The organism is Planococcus donghaensis (assembly GCF_001687665.2).
GTDB lineage: Bacteria > Bacillota > Bacilli > Bacillales_A > Planococcaceae > Planococcus > Planococcus donghaensis.
Map to the genome: position 1 here is coordinate 1,521,120 of NZ_CP016543.2, position 19,040 is coordinate 1,540,159.

A 19,040-nucleotide genomic window follows, 5' to 3' on the forward strand; every position below is an offset into this window, starting at 1 on the left:
AAGACACCACTCGATATCCATAACGCGGACAGACGGCCGTGTTTTCACGGCAGCTCAAAAGCAGGTTCGACAAAGGAGAGGGGGTGCGCATTTCAGCTATAGCGACACTCTCTTTACACCTTCACTTTGTTTACTAATCTTTATCTTCGCTCACATATGTTATTGAATTATAGAGGATAAAGCAGCACTTTGTCAAATAACATCAAGAAGTGACGGCACGGAATTTTCCATGTATGATAGATGAATAGTGATTCATTTTTAAGGGGCTGATAGTGTGAGTTTACATAAGATTATTATTCCGACACCTTTTGCGGTAGGAGACGTGAATTCGTATTTAATAAAAGGAGACATGCTGACGTTAATCGATGCGGGTCCTAAAACGCCGGAAGCATGGCTCGCGATTAAAGCTGGATTAAAAGAATTTGGAGCCGAACCTGAAGATGTGGAACAAGTGGTGTTAACGCATCATCATCCAGATCACGCAGGGTGGATAGATGGTTTTGAAAATGCCAAACTGTACGGCCACCCGTACAATGATCCGTGGCTGCGCCGTGATCAACAATTCTTTGATTATCACGATGAATTTTACTTGGAACGGTTAAAAGAAGAAGGGGTTCCAGGCGATTTGCAATTTTGGGTCAAGAAAATGAAGCGGCCGTTAAACTTAATGGGCAATCGTCCACTTGATAAGACGATTAATGAAGGAGATGTGTTGCCAGGGCATCCAGATTGGCAAGTTCTTGAGACGTTAGGTCATGCACAAAGCCATTTATCGTTTTGGAACAGCAAAACGGGCGAAATGATTGGTGGGGATCATGTCATTGCAAAAGTATCTTCTAACCCGCTTATAGAACCGCCATTAGATCCAACAGCAGGACGCCCAAAATCTTTGCTTCAATATAATGCTTCACTTAGTCGTTTACTAACGATGCCAGTGGACGTGATTTATAGTGGGCATGGTGAAGAAGTATACAATGTTCATGAATTGATCACCACGCGCTTAGCGAAACAGCATCAGCGGGCTATGAAAGCGCTCGGTTTAATAGGAGAAGTAGAGCGAACCGTTTATGAACTAACAAAAGACTTGTTTGCACACGCCTACGAAAAAGAACTCGGATTAACGTTGTCTGAAACGATTGGTCAAATTGATTACTTGTTAGAAGACGGATTACTTGTTGAACGAATGGGTGTCGATGGCATTTTCTACTATAGTAAAGCGTAAGTTCAGCTCTCAATTGCAACTAAACTGTGCAACAGGTAAAATTAAGTGAAGAATGTGTACACCACGACTATACAAGAAAAGGATTGGGTAGCTTTGAAAAAATGGGGTTTATTTTTAGCAAGTGCATTATTGCTAGCAGCGTGTTCAAATGAAGAAACGGAACCAACAGGGCCGGATGAAACAGAAGATCCGGATAAAGCAGAAATGGCAGTTGAACAAAAAAGCATGACCGAGGAAGGATTTATCACACAAGTTAGTGGGGAAAGTGTTCTCGTTAACAATATTTATTTTAGCATTCCAGAAGATGTTAAAGTTCAACTAAGCGATGGTGCTGAAACAACTGAAGGTGTGATTCGAGATATTCGTACCGGTATGAAAGTCAGCATGGATTATAATGGACCGTTAGCTGAATCGTTTCCTATGCAAGGAGAAGCTGAAACGATTACCATTTTAATAGATGAAGAATCTGTGAAACAAGCAGATGCGCTTGAAGCATTTATAAACGAAGAACAATTATCACGTTTGATTATGATGGGACAACCAATAGTGCGCGATAACGAAATCGGCTTTTTATTCAGCAATATGGAAACGGGCGAAATGTCCGAAGTTCGGATCGATCTTGATACACATGAGTACACCATTGGTGGAGAAACAAGTGAATAATAACGAGAAGCAGCCGCAGCTGCTTTTTTTTTTATAAAAATTTATAGTCGTTTCTCTTGCGCTTGTTAAATATCCGTGATATTATGTGTATATTAAATTAAAACATTGCATAAAAATACATTGGAGGTTTTCATATTGACTAAAAAGATTGTACTCGCATACTCAGGTGGATTAGATACATCGGTGGCCATCCCGTGGCTAAAAGGAGAAGGCTACGACGTTGTTGCAGTTTGCCTGGATATCGGGGAAGGAAAAGATTTAGATTTTATTAAACAAAAAGCGCTTCAAGTTGGAGCGGTTGAAAGTTACATGATTGATGCAAGAGATGAATTCGCGGATGAATATGCATTAATTTCAATGCAAGCTCATACATTGTATGAAGGTAAGTATCCGTTAGTGTCGGCATTGTCTCGTCCGTTAATTTCAAAAAAATTGGTTGAAATTGCAGAAGCTACTGGATCAAGCGCTGTTGCACATGGTTGCACAGGAAAAGGCAATGACCAAGTACGTTTCGAAGTTTCGATCAAGTCGTTAAACCCTAACCTTGAAGTTGTAGCACCAGTTAGACAATGGGGATGGTCACGTGACGAAGAAATCGCTTATGCAAAAATGCATAATATTCCAATCCCAGTAAACTTAGATAGCCCGTATTCAATTGACCAAAATCTATGGGGACGTGCCAACGAATGTGGCGTATTGGAAAACCCGTGGACAACGCCACCAGAAGAAGCATATGACATTACAAATTCTCTTGAAACAACACCAGATACAGCGGATATCGTTGAAATCGAATTTGTTAACGGTGTACCAACTCAATTAAATGGCATTTCGTACTCATTCTCTAAATTAATTTTAGAACTAAACGAAATCGCTGGAAAACATGGTGTCGGAAGAATTGACCATATTGAAAACCGTTTAGTGGGGATTAAATCTCGTGAAGTTTACGAAGCTCCTGCAGCAATGACATTAATTGCAGCGCACAAAGAACTTGAAGACATTACATTGGTAAAAGAAATGGCTCATTTCAAACCCGTTATCGAGAAAAAATTAACTGAATTAATTTATGAAGGGTTATGGTTCTCTCCATTACGTGTTGCACTTGAAGCATTCTTAAAAGAAACACAAGTGTATGTTAACGGTACAGTGCGTGTGAAATTGTTTAAAGGCCATGCCATTATCGAAGGACGTAAGTCTGCAAACTCACTCTACAGTGAGCAACTAGCTACGTATTCGACAGATGATACATTTAACCATGCATCTGCAGTTGGCTTTATCGAGCTATGGGGCCTTCCAACAGTTGTGAACTCAATGGTAAACAAAAAAGAAGTAGCAGTTCCTGAAGAGTTGAAAGAGAAGGTGAAAGCATGACCAAACTGTGGGGCGGCCGTTTTCAAAAATCGGCCGAACAGTGGGTCGATGAATTTGGGGCTTCCATTTCTTATGATCAAAAGTTAGTAATGGAGGATCTGGAAGGCAGCACAGCGCATGTTAAAATGCTGGCTGCTTGCCAGATTCTTTCTAACGATGATGCGAATCTAATTTTATCGGGTCTTGAAACGCTCAAACAAAAAGCGCAAGACGGAGAATTGGAATATAGCGTATCAAATGAAGACATCCACTTAAACTTAGAAAAACATTTAATCGATGAAATTGGTCCTGTTGGCGGCAAATTGCACACAGCGAGAAGCCGGAATGACCAAGTAGCGACTGATATGCATTTGTATTTAAAAAATCGTGTCGGTGAAATTATTGAGGCTGTAACGGCTTTTCAAGATGCAATTGTGACCCAAGCAGAAGCACATGTGGAAACGATTGTTCCAGGTTATACACATCTTCAACGTGCACAGCCGATTTCATTTGGCCATCACTTGATGACTTATTTTTGGATGTTGCAGCGCGATAAAGAACGATTAACAGAATCATTAAAACGCATCGATATTTCACCGCTTGGAGCGGGTGCGATGTCGGGAACTACTTTCCCAATTGACCGTGAAATGTCGGCAGAACTTCTCGGTTTTTCAAACGTTTATCAAAACAGTTTGGATGCTGTAAGCGATCGTGATTTTATCCTTGAATTTTTGAGCAATTCATCGATGTTGATGATGCACATGTCTCGTTTTGCCGAAGAAATTATTCTGTGGTCTAGTGAGGAATTCCGTTTTATCGAGTTAGATGACACGTTCTCAACAGGTTCAAGTATCATGCCGCAGAAGAAAAACCCAGATATGGCGGAATTGATCCGTGGCAAAACGGGTCGCGTATATGGCAACCTATTTGGCCTATTAACAACTTTAAAAGGTTTGCCACTTGCTTATAACAAAGACATGCAAGAAGACAAAGAGGGTATGTTTGATACGGTTCACACGTTGATGGGATCTTTGCCGATTTTTGAAGGCATGATTCGTACGATGACCGTTCGTACGGATTCTATGGAAAAAGCCGTTCATTCAGATTTCTCAAACGCCACAGAATTAGCGGATTATTTAGCCGCAAAAGGAATGCCGTTCCGTGAAGCACATGATGTCACTGGGAAACTCGTGTTTACATGCATTCAACGCGGTTATTTCTTGAAAGACTTGCCGCTTGCTGATCTACAGCAAGCAAGTTCACTGATCGATGAAGATATCTACAACACCTTAATGCCAAAAACAGCAGTAGAGCGCAGAAACTCACTGGGTGGCACAGGTTTTGAACAAGTACATCATCAATTGGGACTTGCCAAGCAACTTATCGGGTAATAAGTCCATTCCCTATAAAGTCGTTAGCGCTTGGTACCCGCTGGCGATCAAAAAAGCCGATTTTCCTCTTCCCCGATGGAAAATCGGCTTTTTTCTGTGTTTTTTTCGAATTCTGGAGATGTCCTAACGAGTAACATACGGAATCAGTCAAAAGTCTAATTTATTTCACAAATCGAAGCATTGTCTTTCCGAAAGCTAACAATATTTGCTAAAATTAAAAAGGTTAAAAATATGCGTACAAAAAGGAATTTACAAGAAAATATGAATAGGTAAGGGGAATATTACGATGCGTGTATTTTGGGAGTTGGGTTGGTTTTTTAAAGAACGGAAAAAACACTATATTTTAGGGGTTATGCTATTAATGGTCGTAGCTTTTCTAGGTGTTTTGCCGCCGCGAATCATCGGATTTGTGGTTGACCGCATTAGCCAAGGAACGTTGACACCTGAATATTTGCTTCAATGGTTAAGTATTTTGGCGGCTTCCGCATTTGCAATGTATGTCCTACGATACACATGGAGGTTGCAAATATTTGGGTCTTCGATTTTGTTAGCTAGGAATCTACGTCAGCAACTGTTTCGGCATTTCACGCAAATGTCTCCTGCTTTTTATCAAAAGCGTCGTGTAGGTGATTTGATGGCCCATGCGACAAATGATTTGCAAGCCGTTCAGCAAACAGCCGGTGCTGGCGTTTTAACACTCGTCGATTCGATTGCGACAGGCGGATTTGTAATTGCAGCCATGGCTTTTACAATTGATTGGAAATTAACATTGATCGTTTTGTTGCCAATGCCTCTGATGGCTTATATGACCAATTATTACGGCAAATTAATGCACGAGCGTTTTCACGGAGCACAACAAGCGTTCTCAGGGCTCAATGATAAAACGCAAGAAAGCATTTCAGGGATGAAAGTCATCAAAACTTTTGGTCAAGAACAGCAAGATATTGATGACTTTAAAAGCTTGTCAGAGCGTGTCGTACATGAAAACATTCGCGTTGCACGTGTCGATTCATTATTTGATCCTACCATTTCTGCTATTATCGGTGTTTGTTATTTTCTAACGATTGGCTTTGGTTCATATTTTGTGACGCAAGGCGATATGACGATTGGGGATTTGGTGGCATTTACAGCTTATCTTGGATTGCTGGTGTGGCCGATGTTAGCGTTTGGCTGGTTATTCAATATTGTAGAGCGTGGCCGTGCTTCCTATGATCGCATTCGGCAGTTGCTTGCAGAACCAATTGACATTGATGATCGAGAAGACGCAATTGATGAAGACCCATCAGGAGATATTGTTTTTTCGTTAGAACAGTTTCAATTTACTGGTGATGACCGAGCGGCATTACGAAATATCCACTTTACAGTGAAACAAGGCGAAACACTCGGAATTGTCGGCAAAACCGGGTCAGGAAAGTCCGCAATTTTAAGATTGTTATTGCGTGAATTTGATGACTATAAAGGCTCTATTTTATTCGGTAATTACTCGATAGATGCCTATAAAAAGCAACGGTTGAGAAGAGCCATTGGTTATGTTCCTCAAGACCATTTCTTGTTTTCGACGAGCATTGCAGGAAACATTGCCTTTGCGCGACCAACTGCTACGATCAAAGAAGTCGAAAGTGCTGCTAAGTTAGCACATATACACGAAGATATTCAAAACTTTGCAGAAGGATATGGCACCGTAGTTGGTGAACGTGGCGTATCGTTATCTGGGGGGCAAAAACAACGAATTTCAATTGCCCGTGCACTTATGACAGAACCTGAATTATTGATTTTGGATGATTCGTTATCGGCAGTAGATGCCAAAACAGAAGAAGCCATTTTAAAATCTTTAAAAGCAACACGAGCGGATAAAACGACCATTATAACGTCCCACCGTTTGAGTGCCATTCAACATGCAAATCAAATATTGGTGATGGAAAAAGGGACCGTTAAAGAAATTGGTTCGCATGATGAACTGATGGAGAAAAAAGGGGCTTACTATGAAATGTATGAGCTGCAACAATTAGAAGCGCTCGTCGAACAAGGAGGCGAGTCATAATGCTAGTTAAAGAAACTGAGAAAAAACACGAACTCACCGGACGAGATCAATGGATTATTTTCAAACGCTTGCTACAGTATTTGTTGCCTCATAAAAAAATGCTATTACTGGCAATGGGTCTATTGCTGCTAACAGTACTAGGTGATGTGCTTGGACCTTATTTGATCAAAGTATTTATCGATAATTACTTAACAGAAGGCAACTTTCCAACAGGACCTGTAGTTGGTTTGGCATTAGGATATTTGTTTATCCAAACGTCCAACGTCATCATCAGTTATTTTCAGCTGTTAAAATTTCAAGAAGCAGCGTTAAAAATTATCCAGCAGCTACGGATTGATGTTTTTGCCAAAGTTCACGGACTCGGCATGCGTTATTTCGACAAAACTCCGGCTGGGGGCATTGTATCGCGCGTAACCAATGATACCGAAGCGATCAAAGAAATGTTCGTGACGGTGCTAATTGGATTTATCCAAAGTGCTTTTCTAATTGTTGGTGTCTATATTGCGATGTTTTTACTAAATGTGCGATTAGCCCTTTTTACCTTAATCTTACTGCCAATACTCGCTTGGATTATTTATTTATACCGAAAATACAGCTCGGTATTTTACCAAGATTTACGTGAGCGTTTGGGGCAATTAAATGCCAAGTTATCCGAGTCTATACAAGGTATGGGAACGATTCAAGCGTTTGGTCAAGAAACTCGGTTGAAAGATGAATTTAATGAGATAAATGATGGGCATTGGCAAGCAGCTAAACGCAATATAAAAGTGGACGCATTGCTACTCCGTCCGGCGGTAAATTTGGTTTATACAATGGCCATTATTTTGTTGCTCAGCTTTTTTGGTGTCTCATCATTTTCCAATACTATCGAAGTCGGTGTGATTTATGCATTTGTTACGTATATTGATCGATTTTTCGAACCCATCAATCAAGTAATGCAGCGGTTATCGATTTTTCAACAAGCTATTGTGGCAGCTTCACGCGTGTTCTTATTGCTTGATGAAGAAGAAAAAATACCTGCTCAACTAGAAACAACAGCAAAAATGAACGAAGGTAAAATTGAATTTCGAAATGTGAGCTTTTCATATGATGACAAAACAGAGGTCTTAAAAAATATTTCTTTTACAGCGATGCCTGGACAAACAGTGGCATTAGTTGGTCACACGGGCAGTGGGAAAAGTTCGATTATCAATTTGCTTATGCGCTTTTATGAATTCAAAAAAGGTGAAATTTTGATTGACGGTGTTTCGATAAAAGATTATCAAACCGAGGAGCTGCGTAAAAAAATGGGGTTGGTTTTACAAGATCCTTTCTTATTTTATGGAACCATCGCTAGCAACATCCGCCTTTATGATCAATCGATTACGGATTCGGACGTGCGACAAGCAGCTGAATTTGTGCAAGCAGATCGTTTTATCGAAGAATTGCCAAACAAATATCAACAACAAGTGACAGAACGTGGATCGACATTTTCTAGTGGTCAACGGCAATTAGTCGCTTTTGCGAGAACCATTGCAACCGATCCGAAAGTATTAGTGCTCGATGAAGCAACAGCAAATATTGATACGGAAACCGAGATGGCCATTCAAGAAAGCCTTGAGCGTATGCGCCTTGGCCGTACGACAATTGCTATTGCTCACAGACTTAGCACCATTCAAGATGCAGAATTGATATTAGTATTGCGACAAGGGGAAATCGTCGAACGAGGAACTCATCAACAATTGCTGCAACAACGCGGTCTGTATCATAAAATGTATTTATTGCAAAACGGAATCGTAGAGTAGGATACGCTTCTAAAACTGTAGTCAACTCAAATTGATTACAGTTTTTTTATGTGAAAAATCCTGCCAGACATAAGAAAAAACAAGCAAGCTTGTTATAAGCTTACAATGTAGTAAACTACAAAAGGATTTATGCAGAAAATCAAAAGCGTAGCCAACCAAAAAAACACACTTGAGAAAATGGAAAAAGACCATAATTTGTCCACAAAGATTTCACAGGCGTAGAAGCAGTGTTGCGGTAGAATATTTGTTAAGATGAGAAGAGCACAGGAAGGAGATTTACCAGTGACATCTGATATTAATTTATTTTTAGCATTTGGCGCAGGCTTTTTAAGTTTTATTTCTCCATGCACATTGCCTTTGTATCCTGCATTTTTATCTTATATAACAGGTATGACGATGGATGAGATTAAAAACGATAAAAAAGTGATGCAACGAAGAGGTATGTTTCACACCTTGTTTTTCTTACTAGGCTTTTCAACAATTTTTATCGCACTCGGGTTTAGTACTTCATTCTTTTTTGAATGGTTTATCCGGTATGATGAGTTAATCCGTCAAGTAGGTGCGATTTTTATTGTATTGTTTGGTTTAATGATAGTCGGTGTATTTTCGCCGAAATTCCTCATGCAAGATCGAAAATTTTCATTTAAAAATCGGCCATCAGGATTTCTTGGAACATTTGTAATTGGACTTGCTTTTGCGGCGGGTTGGACACCGTGTACAGGACCAATCACAGCAGCTATTTATACACTTGCTGCGACTAATCCGGGATCTGGTATTTGGTATATGGTGGCTTATGTTCTAGGCTTTGCTATTCCATTTTTCGTGTTGTCTTTCTTTGTGACACGTATGGGCTGGTTGCGCAAACATAATCAAACAATTATGAAGGTTGGCGGTTATGTTATGATTGCAATCGGGATCTTACTATTTTTTGATGGCCTAACGTATTTGATCCGTGTCTTAAGCCCGTTCTTTGGGGATTTCCAAGGATTTTAAATTGAGAATAAGTAGGTGAAAAAGATGGAAACCATTTCGAAAATAGAAGATTATCAATCAAAAATAGGTGAAGAGAAATCTTTTTTGCTTTTTGTAAAAACGGATAATTGTTCAGTATGTGAAGGATTACGGCCGCAAGTAGAAGATTTTGAAGATGATTATAAGCTTCCTTTTTACATGGTAAATGCGGCAAAGGTGTCTGAGTTGGCAGGACAATTGATGCTGTTCACAGCACCCGTAGTTATTTTATATCGCTATGGTAAAGAAGTTCAGCGTTTTGCACGTTTTGTACCAATAGACGAATTACGCCGAAGATTAGATGAGCTGGAGGAGAGTTTGGATGCTTAATCAAATTCCAACAGAAGTTTATTTAATCGTTTCAACACTTGGCGCATTTTTGATGGGATTGCTTGCGATGTTTGTTCGCTCAAAAGCTGCAAAAAAGCCAGCATCTGTTAAAAAAATCATTTTGCCACCTTTTTTCATGTCTACGGGTGCCTTCATGTTTATCTTTCCATTTTTTCGAGTTGCCCCTCTGCAGATTTTAGAAGCACTGGGAGTAGGTATTCTGTTCTCAACGGTGTTAATTTGGACATCCAAATTTGAAGTGCGTAACGGCGATATTTATTTGAAACAATCGAAAGCATTTGTCTTTATTTTATTTGGCTTATTGTTTGTTCGTGTAATAGCCAAAGTTGTTTTGAGTTCAAGTATCGATATAGGAGAATTGGGTGGGATGTTTTGGATTTTAGCATTTGGCATGCTTTGGCCGTGGCGAATTTCAATGCTTTGGCAATATAAAAAACTCGAATCAAAGAATAAAAGCGCTGTTCCCATTTAAGGGAGCAGCGCTTTTTACTGTTCAAAATATTGTTCGTATGGGCTCACATCGATTTTCATCTCTGCTAGTTTTTTTCGTAAAAACTTATGATCGCGTTTAGGTGTCGCTAAAATATAGCCACGAATAATGTGTTCGATTTTCATCTTTTTAGCTTTTTCTTCTAGTAAAACTTGCCCAATTCTACCTGCGATTTTTTGTTTCGCTACTGGTCGAAATAAATCGGGAACAGGTTGAACCAATTCGTTCAACATTGCTTTTTCGTCATCGCCCCATAAATGTATGGTTTTATCCACGTAATATTCTTCCCAGTTCAAATCTGAAAGGCCGTCCTCTTTAGGCATGGACTTCAGGAACTTTCTGAACATAAAATATCCTCCAATGGCAAAAAGCCCTACTAATACGACTACCCAAAATAGGATAAACACTAAAAACCAGCCATTCAGTTCCATATTGTTTCACCTCGTTTTTTCCATTACTTCTATTATAGAAGGGATTGAAAAGAAATTCATTAAAAATGTATCTCTTTTTTCTAACTGTGTCTATATAGCGAATGAAAGGAGGTGAGAAACATGGCCTTTAGTGATTTTAAGAACGCTAGCATTCGCTGCACGTACGACAATGGGTTAGACGCCAACGGCAAAGTAAAGAGAAAGTTTAAATCGTATCACAACGTCAAAGAAGCTGCAGCTGCAGACGGTATTTTCGAAACAGCAGCAGTTTTGACAAACTTCGGAACAAAAACATTAATGGATGTTGAAAAACAATCCGCAATCACCATTTATCAATAATTAGCATGAAGGGGGAATAAGGGATGGCTAAAACGTTAGAATTGATCTTTACAACGACTGCAGGAAAAGATGTGACCTTAACAGTAGATGAACCACGAGCTAATGTTACAGATGCGGAATTGCTTGCGGGTATGCAAGCGATTATCACACACAACGTATTTGAAGTAGAAGGTTCACCACTCGGGACCGTTAAAGGCGCGCGTATCGTCGAACGAAATATTGTGGAGTACGAAGTATAAGCAAAAAGCTCTCCTGATTTGGGAGAGCTTTTTTTAATCGCTTTATGCCTGTCGAATCTAAATGACAGCTTCAGCTTTTCTAGATTGGAGGTGAGGGTTATGGCTGAGTGGATGCAATGGGTACAGGAACTCGGATTTCCTATATTTGTGTCGTTTTACTTGATGCATCGTGTGGAAACGAAACTGGTCGCCATTCATGAAGCATTGCTTACATTGAAATTGTCCTGACTTCACAAATTCGTGACAATGGCGGTATTCCATGTATTGTACTGATTCTACACTTTCGCTATGATTAAAGAGATGAAAGAGTGGAGGCAAGATTATGCGATTTTTTTCTTTATCCGCATTACTAAGCTTGGTGCTGTTGTTGACGGCATGTGGCAGTGCTACAATAGACGATTTTTCGTATACCGACCAGCGTGGAGAACCGGTATCTTTAGAAGATTTAAAAGGAACGCCTTGGTTAGCAACTTTTGTGTTTACCAATTGCAATACAGTGTGCCCACCTATGACGTTTAACTTGAGCACCATTCAAGAAGAATTGGAAGCTGATGGCTTGAGTGATTATAAGATCGTAGCGTTTAGTGTGGATCCAGTTGTAGATACACCTGAAACCTTACAAAATTATTTAGCTCAATATTCGGTGCCTGATGAATCGAAATGGCATTTACTGACAGGGTACGCACAAGATGAAATTGCTGAGTTTGCTAAAGATAACTTTAAATCGTTTGTTCGCAATGATCCTGAAAGTGATCAAGTTATACACGGCACGAACTTTTATTTAGTAGACCAAGAAGGTGTCGTTGTAAATAATTACGATGGTTATGACAGTGTGCCAGTTGAAGATATTAAAAACGATTTGCGTGGATTAATCGAAAAGTAGTAAAAAAACCGGTCATTGACCGGTTTTTTCTTTGTTCAAAAGATCTCTGATTTCAACAAGAATTTCCTGTGTCTTGTCCAGAACTTCAGGCTCTTCAGCTGCAGGTACATCTTTTTTACGTTTTAAATTAGTGAAAATGCGGATGACCATGAAAATAGAAAATGCAATGATAAAAAAGTCGATGATAGCTTGTATAAATAATCCGTATTGCAGCACTACGTCATTGAACGTATAGCTCCAGTTTTCAACACTAACGCCGCCGACTAACATGCCAACTATCGGCATAATAATGTCTTCTACTAAAGATGTGACCACTTTTCCGAAAGCCGCCCCAATAATAACTGCCACTGCCAGATCAAGGACATTTCCTTTTAAAGCGAATTTCTTAAAATCTTCCCACATATCATTCACCTCCTTTAACCTATTGTTTATGATAACAAAAAATTTCTGAAACTACACGGGAGAGGGAATTGGTGAAGAATCTCTCTGCGTCCTTTTAAAAGGTATTGTTATAGAGGTTGTGATACACTAAAACAAATGAAAAAATAGGTGTGAAAAAATGAAAAAGAAAAAATTACCAATTAGGTGGAAGCGTAAAGTAGGATGCCTAATTCTTTTTGTGCCTGCCGCGATTGTGATAGCGACGATTGCAATTTTAATATTTACGATTGTTAATTCTGATTCGGTATTTAAAACCATCAAAGACGCACCTAATCGTTTAATTGAATTAAATGTACCAGAAGAAAACATTCCATTATACAAAGAAGCGGCTGATGCTTATAATATCCCTTGGACATTATTAGCTGCGCATCACCGAATTGAAACCAGATTTTCTACTATGGATCCCTTATTGTCGCCAGTTGGCGCAGAAGGACATCTTCAATTTATGCCCTGTACTTTTGTCGGGTGGAGCCATCCGAGTTGCTCTGGGCAAGGGCAAGGCGATATAAGTGATGAAGACAAAGTAAATATTGATGTGATTGCTTATTACGGTGGTTACGGTGTGGATGGTAATGGAGACGGCATTGCAGATCCGTATAATTTAACAGATTCGCTTTACAGTGCGGCGAATTACTTATCCCAAAACGGAGCTGCTGAAGGTGATTTAGAACGAGCCATTTTTCAGTATAACCATAGTGATGAATATGTAGCAGACGTGTTGCAATTTTATCATTTGTACGAAGAAGAATATAATTGACGAAAAAAAGAGTGGACATATGTCCACTCTTTTTGCATGATGTTTTATGATTTTTTTCTCATAGATCCCATGATCAAGCTAAGAACGAATACAAAGATCAAAGCACCGATTAATGCTGGGATAATTGCTACGTCCCAAATAACTGGACCAAAGTTTCCTAAGATCAATCCACCTAACCAAGCACCTACGATACCTGCAATAATGTTACCGATAATGCCGCCTGGAATATCTTTACCTAAAATCATTCCTGCGATCCAACCGATAATACCACCCATAATTAGATATAAAATAAAACCCATTTTTTCCAGCTCCTTTTAAGGTAATGTATAATTGCTACACTTTAGATATAACCTTAATCAGGACATTTGAAACATAAAATAAAAAAATTTTATAAAACTTGTGCGCCTAAGGTTGCGGTAAAATGCCGCAGTGCCCATTCATGCCCAACTTGATCAAAACTTGCGACGCCTTCTTTATGAACAACAATGCTAAATCCTTTATTGTAAGCATCAACCGCTGTATGCAAGACACAAATATCGGTGCAAACTCCAACTATATGGATTTCTTCTATCCCTCGCTCACGCAGTACCAATTCTAAAGGGGTACCGGCAAATGCACTGTAGCGTGTTTTATCCATCCAAATAATGTCGTTCTGATGGGTTTCATAAATATCCGAAAGTCGTCCGTATAACGCACGGCCAGCCGTTCCTCTTATATTGTGGGGTGGGAATAGCTTTGTTTCAGGATGATAGGGATCGTTTTTTTCATGTAAATCAACTGGCATAATCACCAGACTTCCCTCATTTAAAAACTCTTCAGTCAACTGACAAATTTTTTCCTCGATAACTTGACCGGGTTTTCCGCAAGTTAACGCTCCATCATCTGCCACAAAATCCACCGTATAATCTACAACGAGTAACGCTTTTTTCATTCCGTTCACTCCCATATCTTTTTCTTAATTATAAACTTTAACCGAGTAAGATGAAAATAAACATTGCTTGCTAAAATTTTATCTTTTCAGTATAATCAGACTATTAAAGAGAGAAGGGGTGGTCCTAATGCAATATGAAAATGTGGAAAAACTTAATCGCCAAGGAATGATTTTTGTTATATTCCATACATTACTCATTTTTAATTTTGCTTTGGATTTCGGGTTTTTCTTATGACCGGAAATATAAAACAGCCTACCTCAAACTCATTGGGGTAGGCTATTATTATGTTTATTCTCTTTTCAACCGAACCAATGAATCTTTTAAAATTCTGGAAGCAGAGTCTAGTGAAACCCCCAGTGTTTCTTGGATTTCTTCCAGATTTTTATGTTCCACTGAATATAAATAATGGACGTAAGCAAAACGGATATCTCCTGAACGCATCGGCATGCCGACGAATGAAGAAAGAGCTTCTGTATAATCTGATAACGAACCCATTTGAAACATTGTGTATTCGTTTTTCACTTTAGATGATAAAAGGTAAGGCGTGCCGCGGAATACTGCGCGCTCGATTGCATCAAGCATAACCGGAATCTCTTTATCGGTGAACTCCATGCGGCATTGGTAGCCGTCTTTTTTATCAACAGCTAACACGAGCTTACCATCTCGATCGTCAAAATTATCTACATCAATAGCGACCATATCACGAAGGCGAAGCCCGCGTAAGTAAAGAATATAAAGAATTTTTGCGTTCAAAGACAACCGATCAGCTTCAAGTACGGCATCTTTCTTTTTTAACAAATCTTCGTAATTCAAATGGATATCAGCCGGTGTCAAATCCAGCTTTTTGCTAAATTTGAATTTTGGCATAAAATCGTTCGGAATGCGACCAATTTGCCACATATAGTCAAACCATCTTCTTATATAAATTAGTTTTCGGTTTAATGTGCTATCTTTAATGCCCGCCATGTGCTGATCCATTAAAAATTGTTGAATATCGGATGGGCGAATGTCATGCGGTTCAACAGGTCTTTTATACGTATGTCTAAGAAAAGCGAAGAGCGAGCGGATCAATTGGACTTCATGAACAACGGTGTTTGGGCTAATGCCATTGTCCAGTCTGAATTTCTCGTAACCATAAGGCATTATGCGTCACCTCTTCTTAATGGATTTCCTTAAATTATACCATTAAATCAGGTAAATAGAACGTATTTTCCCTTGTCAATAGGCAGTGAGAAGAGTTTTTTTCGTCTTTTTTATTAGACAGAAAAAGCCAGTAGTTGAATGTATTTAATTCTTGCAGATTAGGGTATGTTAAAAGAGTAGGCAATTAGACGAAATGAAGGTGGATTAAACGATGTTTAACGAAGATAATGCAAAAATTAGAAACCAAGTTCTTCAAGCGGTAGAAGGAATGAGCGATGAAACATTAAACTTGAAACCTTCAGAAACAGAATGGTCACCGATACAAATATTAGATCATCTGCAATTAATGGAAAAAATCATTGCAAAGGGGGTTTCTCAAGAATTAAAAAAAGAAGAAAGCAAAAAAGCGATGAAAAAACCAATAGCGATAACGGTTAGTCGATCGTTCAAAGTAGATGCGCCACGGCACGTCACGCCGACAAATGACTTTGTTACACTCAAAGAAATGAAAGAGCGTCTAAATGCCTCACATAACTTCCTATATGAAGTGTTTGCGCATGCAAGCCGTGAACAGCTCGAACAAAAATCAATGAACCATCCGGTGTTCGGAAAAGTACCGCTCGTTCAATGGTTTCCGTTTGTCGGCTTGCATGAAAAGCGTCATTTTAAACAATTGCAAGAGACCTTAAGAAAAATTGATGAATTGAACAGATAGTCATTCGGAAAACTTATCACATTCTATAATTTTAATGTAATTTACTTATGCTGTGGCATTCGGTATGATAGAAGAGGCGAGAAGCGCTGATTAAGAGCTTTTCAGAAGATTTAAAGGAGGAACTAAAAAATGGCAAAGAGCAGTTTGCACAACAGCCGCACTTCTTTTGAGCTAAATGACAAAACGTATAACTATTACCGTTTAGCTGCATTAGAAGAAGCAGGTATCGCTAAAGTATCACGCCTACCTTATTCGATTAAAGTTCTATTGGAATCCGTATTGCGTCAGCATGACGGATATGTCATCAATGACGAGCACGTTGAAGAATTAGCAAAATGGGGCAAAGATGCCAACAAAGAAGCAGAAGTTCCATTCAAGCCTTCACGCGTTATTCTACAAGATTTCACAGGAGTACCAGTAGTAGTTGATTTGGCTGCACTTCGTTCAGCAATGGCTGAAATGGGTGGAGATCCAAATAAAATTAACCCTGAAATTCCTGTAGATCTTGTTATTGACCACTCTGTACAAGTTGATAGATATGGTACAGAAGATGCACTACGCATCAACATGGAGCTTGAATTTGATCGTAACGCTGAACGTTACCAGTTCCTTAGCTGGGCTCAAAAAGCATACGATAACTACCGTGCAGTACCGCCTGCAACTGGTATTGTTCACCAAGTTAACCTTGAGTACTTGGCAAACGTTGTTCATGCAGTTGAAAACACAGACGGCACATTTGAAACTTTCCCTGATACGTTGTTCGGTACAGATTCCCATACAACAATGATCAATGGTATTGGTGTTCTTGGATGGGGCGTTGGTGGTATTGAAGCTGAAGCAGGAATGCTTGGACAACCTTCATACTTCCCAATTCCAGAAGTTATCGGCGTTAAATTGACGGGTGAACTTCCAAACGGTGCAACTGCTACTGATTTGGCTTTAAAAGTTACTCAAACATTACGTAAAAAAGGCGTTGTTGGTAAATTTGTTGAGTTCTTCGGTCCTGGTGTTACAACATTGCCACTTGCTGACCGTGCAACAATTGCGAACATGGCTCCTGAATACGGTGCAACTTGTGGTTTCTTCCCAGTTGACGAAGAAGCACTAGATTACATGCGTTTAACTGCACGTGACGAAGAGCAAATCGCTGTAACGAAAAAATATCTACAAGCAAATGACATGTTCTTTACTGTAGATAACGAAGATCCAATCTACACGGACTTAGTGGAAATTGATCTTTCTGATATCGAACCAAACCTTGCAGGACCAAAACGTCCACAAGATTTGATTCCTTTATCTCAAATGAAAACTGAGTTCAACAAAGCTGTAACAGGTGAAGAAGGACCTCACGGTTTTGCACTTGATGAAGCTGAAATTGAAAAAACAGCAACAGTTAACTTTAAAGACGGCAGATCTGTTGAGATGAAGACCGGTGCATTAGCAATTGCAGCGATCACATCTTGTACAAACACTTCTAACCCGTACGTAATGCTTGGTGCTGGATTAGTAGCGAAAAAAGCAGTTGAAAAAGGATTAACTCCACCTGCTTACGTGAAAACTTCATTAGCTCCAGGATCTAAAGTTGTTACAGGTTACTTGAACGATTCTGGTTTATTGGATTACATGAACCAAATCGGCTTTAACTTAGTAGGATACGGCTGTACAACTTGTATCGGTAACTCAGGTCCATTGCTTCCAGAAATCGAAGAAGCAATTCTTGATAACGATTTACTAGTATCATCTGTATTGTCTGGTAACCGTAACTTTGAAGGACGTATTCACCCGCTTGTAAAAGCAAACTACTTGGCATCTCCAATGTTAGTTGTTGCTTATGCACTTGCTGGTACTGTGGATATCGACTTTGAAGTTGATCCAATCGGTAAAGACAAAGAAGGAAACGATGTCTTCTTCAAAGATATCTGGCCAACAACTGAAGAAATCAAGAAAACGGTTAAAGATACAGTTACTCCAGAATTGTTCCGTAAAGAATACGAGCACGTATTTAACGAGAACGAAGCATGGAATGCAATTGAAACAAACGACGATTCTTTATATGAGTTTGATTCGACATCAACTTATATTCAAAACCCGCCGTTCTTTGAGGGTCTTTCTAAAGAGCCAGCTCCAATCCAAGCATTATCTGACCTTCGTGTAGTTGCGAAATTCGCAGACTCTATCACGACTGACCATATTTCACCAGCTGGTGCGATTGGTAAAGATACGCCAGCAGGTTTATACCTACGTGAAAACGGCGTTGAGCCTCGTAACTTTAACTCTTACGGATCTCGTCGTGGTAACCACGAAGTTATGATGCGCGGAACATTCGCTAACATTCGTATCCGTAACCAAGTAGCTCCAGATACAACGGGTGGTTACACTACTTACTGGCCAACGGGCGAAACTATGGCGATTTACGATGCAGCTATGAAGTATCAAGAACAAGGTACAGGTCTTGTTGTCTTGACTGGTAAAGATTACGGCATGGGTTCTTCTCGTGACTGGGCTGCTAAAGGAACATTCCTTTTAGGCATTAAAACAGTTATCGCAGAAAGCTATGAGCGTATTCACCGTTCAAACTTAGTGATGATGGGTGTTCTACCGTTGCAATTTGTTAACGGTGAAAGCGCAGATTCTCTTGGATTGACGGGACGCGAAACAATTAGCGTTAACTTAACTGATGACGTGAAACCACGCGATTTACTAACTGTTACAGCTACTGCTGAAGATGGTAAAGTAACTGAGTTCCAAGTATTAGCACGTTTTGATTCTGAAGTGGAAGTAGATTACTTCCGTCACGGTGGAATCTTACAAATGGTGTTGCGTAACAAATTGCTAGAAGTATAAAAGCAATTCAAAAAGG

General features: G+C 39.5%; 21 protein-coding genes and 1 other annotated feature (1 of these 22 only partly in view). Of the genes, 16 read left to right on the forward strand and 5 right to left on the reverse strand.

All coding sequences use genetic code 11. The features are described 5' to 3' along the window. Positions 1-156, reverse strand: a binding site (T-box leader) (it extends 50 nt beyond the left edge of the window). Positions 157-274: 118 nt separating this feature from the next. The 9 genes from BCM40_RS07595 to BCM40_RS07635 all read left to right on the forward strand — a co-directional run bounded on the left by BCM40_RS07595 (position 275) and on the right by BCM40_RS07635 (position 10,282). Next, positions 275-1,222, forward strand: a complete 948-nt coding sequence (locus BCM40_RS07595; RefSeq protein ID WP_065526466.1) for an MBL fold metallo-hydrolase — start codon at positions 275-277, stop codon at positions 1,220-1,222. Between the two features lie 93 nt (positions 1,223-1,315). Then, the gene (locus tag BCM40_RS07600; protein ID WP_065526465.1) at positions 1,316-1,885 is read left to right on the forward strand and encodes a DUF3221 domain-containing protein; all 570 of its coding nucleotides are present in this window, start codon (positions 1,316-1,318) and stop codon (positions 1,883-1,885) included. A 135-nt stretch (positions 1,886-2,020) separates the two neighbouring features. After that, positions 2,021-3,253, forward strand: a complete 1,233-nt coding sequence (locus tag BCM40_RS07605; RefSeq protein WP_065526464.1) for an argininosuccinate synthase — start codon at positions 2,021-2,023, stop codon at positions 3,251-3,253. Next, positions 3,250-4,623 carry an argininosuccinate lyase gene (gene argH / locus BCM40_RS07610; protein WP_065526463.1) on the forward strand — a complete coding sequence of 458 codons (1,374 nt, stop codon included), beginning with the start codon at positions 3,250-3,252 and terminating at the stop codon, positions 4,621-4,623. Before BCM40_RS07605 ends, argH begins: the two co-directional genes overlap by 4 nt. A 286-nt stretch (positions 4,624-4,909) precedes the next feature. Beyond that, positions 4,910-6,664 carry an ABC transporter ATP-binding protein gene (locus BCM40_RS07615; protein ID WP_065526462.1) on the forward strand — a complete coding sequence of 585 codons (1,755 nt, stop codon included), beginning with the start codon at positions 4,910-4,912 and terminating at the stop codon, positions 6,662-6,664. Continuing rightward, the gene (locus tag BCM40_RS07620) at positions 6,664-8,448 is read left to right on the forward strand and encodes an ABC transporter ATP-binding protein (protein WP_065526461.1); all 1,785 of its coding nucleotides are present in this window, start codon (positions 6,664-6,666) and stop codon (positions 8,446-8,448) included. Before BCM40_RS07615 ends, BCM40_RS07620 begins: the two co-directional genes overlap by 1 nt. Positions 8,449-8,730: 282 nt before the next feature. Further along, a complete protein-coding gene (locus BCM40_RS07625) occupies positions 8,731-9,441 on the forward strand; it encodes a cytochrome c biogenesis CcdA family protein (RefSeq protein ID WP_065526460.1) in 711 nt (236 codons plus the stop codon). A 24-nt stretch (positions 9,442-9,465) separates the two neighbouring features. Continuing rightward, complete coding sequence (locus tag BCM40_RS07630; protein WP_065526459.1) at positions 9,466-9,789, forward strand: thioredoxin family protein; 324 nt, start codon at positions 9,466-9,468, stop codon at positions 9,787-9,789. Beyond that, a complete protein-coding gene (locus BCM40_RS07635; RefSeq protein ID WP_065526458.1) occupies positions 9,782-10,282 on the forward strand; it encodes a CcdC family protein in 501 nt (166 codons plus the stop codon). The genes BCM40_RS07630 and BCM40_RS07635 overlap by 8 nt, the downstream gene beginning before the upstream one ends. Positions 10,283-10,296: 14 nt before the next feature. Here the strand turns inward: BCM40_RS07635 and BCM40_RS07640 are convergent, their stop codons facing one another. Then, positions 10,297-10,731: a DUF2621 family protein gene (locus BCM40_RS07640; RefSeq protein WP_065526457.1), complete on the reverse strand. Its 435-nt coding sequence runs from the start codon at positions 10,729-10,731 to the stop codon at positions 10,297-10,299. Between the two features lie 120 nt (positions 10,732-10,851). On the opposite strand from BCM40_RS07640, the gene BCM40_RS07645 reads away from it, so the two are divergent. The 4 genes from BCM40_RS07645 to BCM40_RS07655 all read left to right on the forward strand — a co-directional run bounded on the left by BCM40_RS07645 (position 10,852) and on the right by BCM40_RS07655 (position 12,192). After that, complete coding sequence (locus BCM40_RS07645; RefSeq protein WP_008430030.1) at positions 10,852-11,070, forward strand: DUF1659 domain-containing protein; 219 nt, start codon at positions 10,852-10,854, stop codon at positions 11,068-11,070. 23 nt (positions 11,071-11,093) lie between these two features. Next, positions 11,094-11,309, forward strand: coding sequence for a DUF2922 domain-containing protein (locus BCM40_RS07650; protein WP_065526456.1), 216 nt, complete (start codon positions 11,094-11,096; stop codon positions 11,307-11,309). 99 nt (positions 11,310-11,408) lie between these two features. Then, positions 11,409-11,537, forward strand: coding sequence for a YvrJ family protein (locus BCM40_RS16270; RefSeq protein ID WP_008430032.1), 129 nt, complete (start codon positions 11,409-11,411; stop codon positions 11,535-11,537). Positions 11,538-11,631: 94 nt separating this feature from the next. Continuing rightward, positions 11,632-12,192, forward strand: a complete 561-nt coding sequence (locus BCM40_RS07655) for an SCO family protein (RefSeq protein ID WP_065526455.1) — start codon at positions 11,632-11,634, stop codon at positions 12,190-12,192. Positions 12,193-12,204: 12 nt separating this feature from the next. Here BCM40_RS07655 and mscL read toward each other — a convergent pair whose 3' ends face one another. Next, on the reverse strand, positions 12,205-12,594 hold the full coding sequence (mscL, locus tag BCM40_RS07660) for a large conductance mechanosensitive channel protein MscL (protein ID WP_065526454.1): 390 nt from the start codon (positions 12,592-12,594) through the stop codon (positions 12,205-12,207). A 157-nt stretch (positions 12,595-12,751) separates the two neighbouring features. On the opposite strand from mscL, the gene BCM40_RS07665 reads away from it, so the two are divergent. Next, positions 12,752-13,390, forward strand: coding sequence for a lytic transglycosylase domain-containing protein (locus BCM40_RS07665; RefSeq protein ID WP_065526453.1), 639 nt, complete (start codon positions 12,752-12,754; stop codon positions 13,388-13,390). Positions 13,391-13,434: 44 nt separating this feature from the next. Here the strand turns inward: BCM40_RS07665 and BCM40_RS07670 are convergent, their stop codons facing one another. From BCM40_RS07670 to BCM40_RS07680, 3 genes are all read right to left on the reverse strand, one after another. Beyond that, positions 13,435-13,689 (reverse strand): GlsB/YeaQ/YmgE family stress response membrane protein, encoded by a 255-nt coding sequence (locus tag BCM40_RS07670; RefSeq protein WP_065526452.1) that lies wholly within the window; start codon positions 13,687-13,689, stop codon positions 13,435-13,437. A gap of 89 nt (positions 13,690-13,778) precedes the next feature. Further along, positions 13,779-14,321 (reverse strand): cysteine hydrolase family protein, encoded by a 543-nt coding sequence (locus BCM40_RS07675; protein ID WP_065526451.1) that lies wholly within the window; start codon positions 14,319-14,321, stop codon positions 13,779-13,781. Between the two features lie 289 nt (positions 14,322-14,610). Further along, complete coding sequence (locus BCM40_RS07680) at positions 14,611-15,465, reverse strand: site-specific integrase (RefSeq protein WP_065526450.1); 855 nt, start codon at positions 15,463-15,465, stop codon at positions 14,611-14,613. A 211-nt stretch (positions 15,466-15,676) separates the two neighbouring features. On the opposite strand from BCM40_RS07680, the gene BCM40_RS07685 reads away from it, so the two are divergent. Then, entirely contained in the window at positions 15,677-16,180 is a 504-nt protein-coding gene (locus BCM40_RS07685; protein ID WP_065526449.1) for a DinB family protein, read from the forward strand. A 129-nt stretch (positions 16,181-16,309) separates the two neighbouring features. Beyond that, complete coding sequence (gene acnA / locus BCM40_RS07690) at positions 16,310-19,024, forward strand: aconitate hydratase AcnA (protein ID WP_008430041.1); 2,715 nt, start codon at positions 16,310-16,312, stop codon at positions 19,022-19,024. The last annotated feature ends 16 nt before the right edge of the window (positions 19,025-19,040 follow it).

What these genes read in the sequence shown, in the direction of transcription:
- BCM40_RS07670 (WP_065526452.1), bottom strand. Translation starts at nt 13,689, where the DNA reads ATGGGTTTTATTTTATATCTAATTATGGGTGGTATTATCGGTTGGATC.
- BCM40_RS16270 (WP_008430032.1), top strand. Translation starts at nt 11,409, where the DNA reads ATGGCTGAGTGGATGCAATGGGTACAGGAACTCGGATTTCCTATATTT.
- BCM40_RS07680 (WP_065526450.1), bottom strand. Translation starts at nt 15,465, where the DNA reads ATGCCTTATGGTTACGAGAAATTCAGACTGGACAATGGCATTAGCCCA.
- BCM40_RS07655 (WP_065526455.1), top strand. Translation starts at nt 11,632, where the DNA reads ATGCGATTTTTTTCTTTATCCGCATTACTAAGCTTGGTGCTGTTGTTG.
- BCM40_RS07685 (WP_065526449.1), top strand. Translation starts at nt 15,677, where the DNA reads ATGTTTAACGAAGATAATGCAAAAATTAGAAACCAAGTTCTTCAAGCG.
- BCM40_RS07615 (WP_065526462.1), top strand. Translation starts at nt 4,910, where the DNA reads ATGCGTGTATTTTGGGAGTTGGGTTGGTTTTTTAAAGAACGGAAAAAA.
- BCM40_RS07675 (WP_065526451.1), bottom strand. Translation starts at nt 14,321, where the DNA reads ATGAAAAAAGCGTTACTCGTTGTAGATTATACGGTGGATTTTGTGGCA.
- BCM40_RS07665 (WP_065526453.1), top strand. Translation starts at nt 12,752, where the DNA reads ATGAAAAAGAAAAAATTACCAATTAGGTGGAAGCGTAAAGTAGGATGC.
- BCM40_RS07645 (WP_008430030.1), top strand. Translation starts at nt 10,852, where the DNA reads ATGGCCTTTAGTGATTTTAAGAACGCTAGCATTCGCTGCACGTACGAC.
- argH (WP_065526463.1), top strand. Translation starts at nt 3,250, where the DNA reads ATGACCAAACTGTGGGGCGGCCGTTTTCAAAAATCGGCCGAACAGTGG.
- BCM40_RS07650 (WP_065526456.1), top strand. Translation starts at nt 11,094, where the DNA reads ATGGCTAAAACGTTAGAATTGATCTTTACAACGACTGCAGGAAAAGAT.
- mscL (WP_065526454.1), bottom strand. Translation starts at nt 12,594, where the DNA reads ATGTGGGAAGATTTTAAGAAATTCGCTTTAAAAGGAAATGTCCTTGAT.
- BCM40_RS07640 (WP_065526457.1), bottom strand. Translation starts at nt 10,731, where the DNA reads ATGGAACTGAATGGCTGGTTTTTAGTGTTTATCCTATTTTGGGTAGTC.
- BCM40_RS07620 (WP_065526461.1), top strand. Translation starts at nt 6,664, where the DNA reads ATGCTAGTTAAAGAAACTGAGAAAAAACACGAACTCACCGGACGAGAT.
- BCM40_RS07635 (WP_065526458.1), top strand. Translation starts at nt 9,782, where the DNA reads ATGCTTAATCAAATTCCAACAGAAGTTTATTTAATCGTTTCAACACTT.
- acnA (WP_008430041.1), top strand. Translation starts at nt 16,310, where the DNA reads ATGGCAAAGAGCAGTTTGCACAACAGCCGCACTTCTTTTGAGCTAAAT.
- BCM40_RS07630 (WP_065526459.1), top strand. Translation starts at nt 9,466, where the DNA reads ATGGAAACCATTTCGAAAATAGAAGATTATCAATCAAAAATAGGTGAA.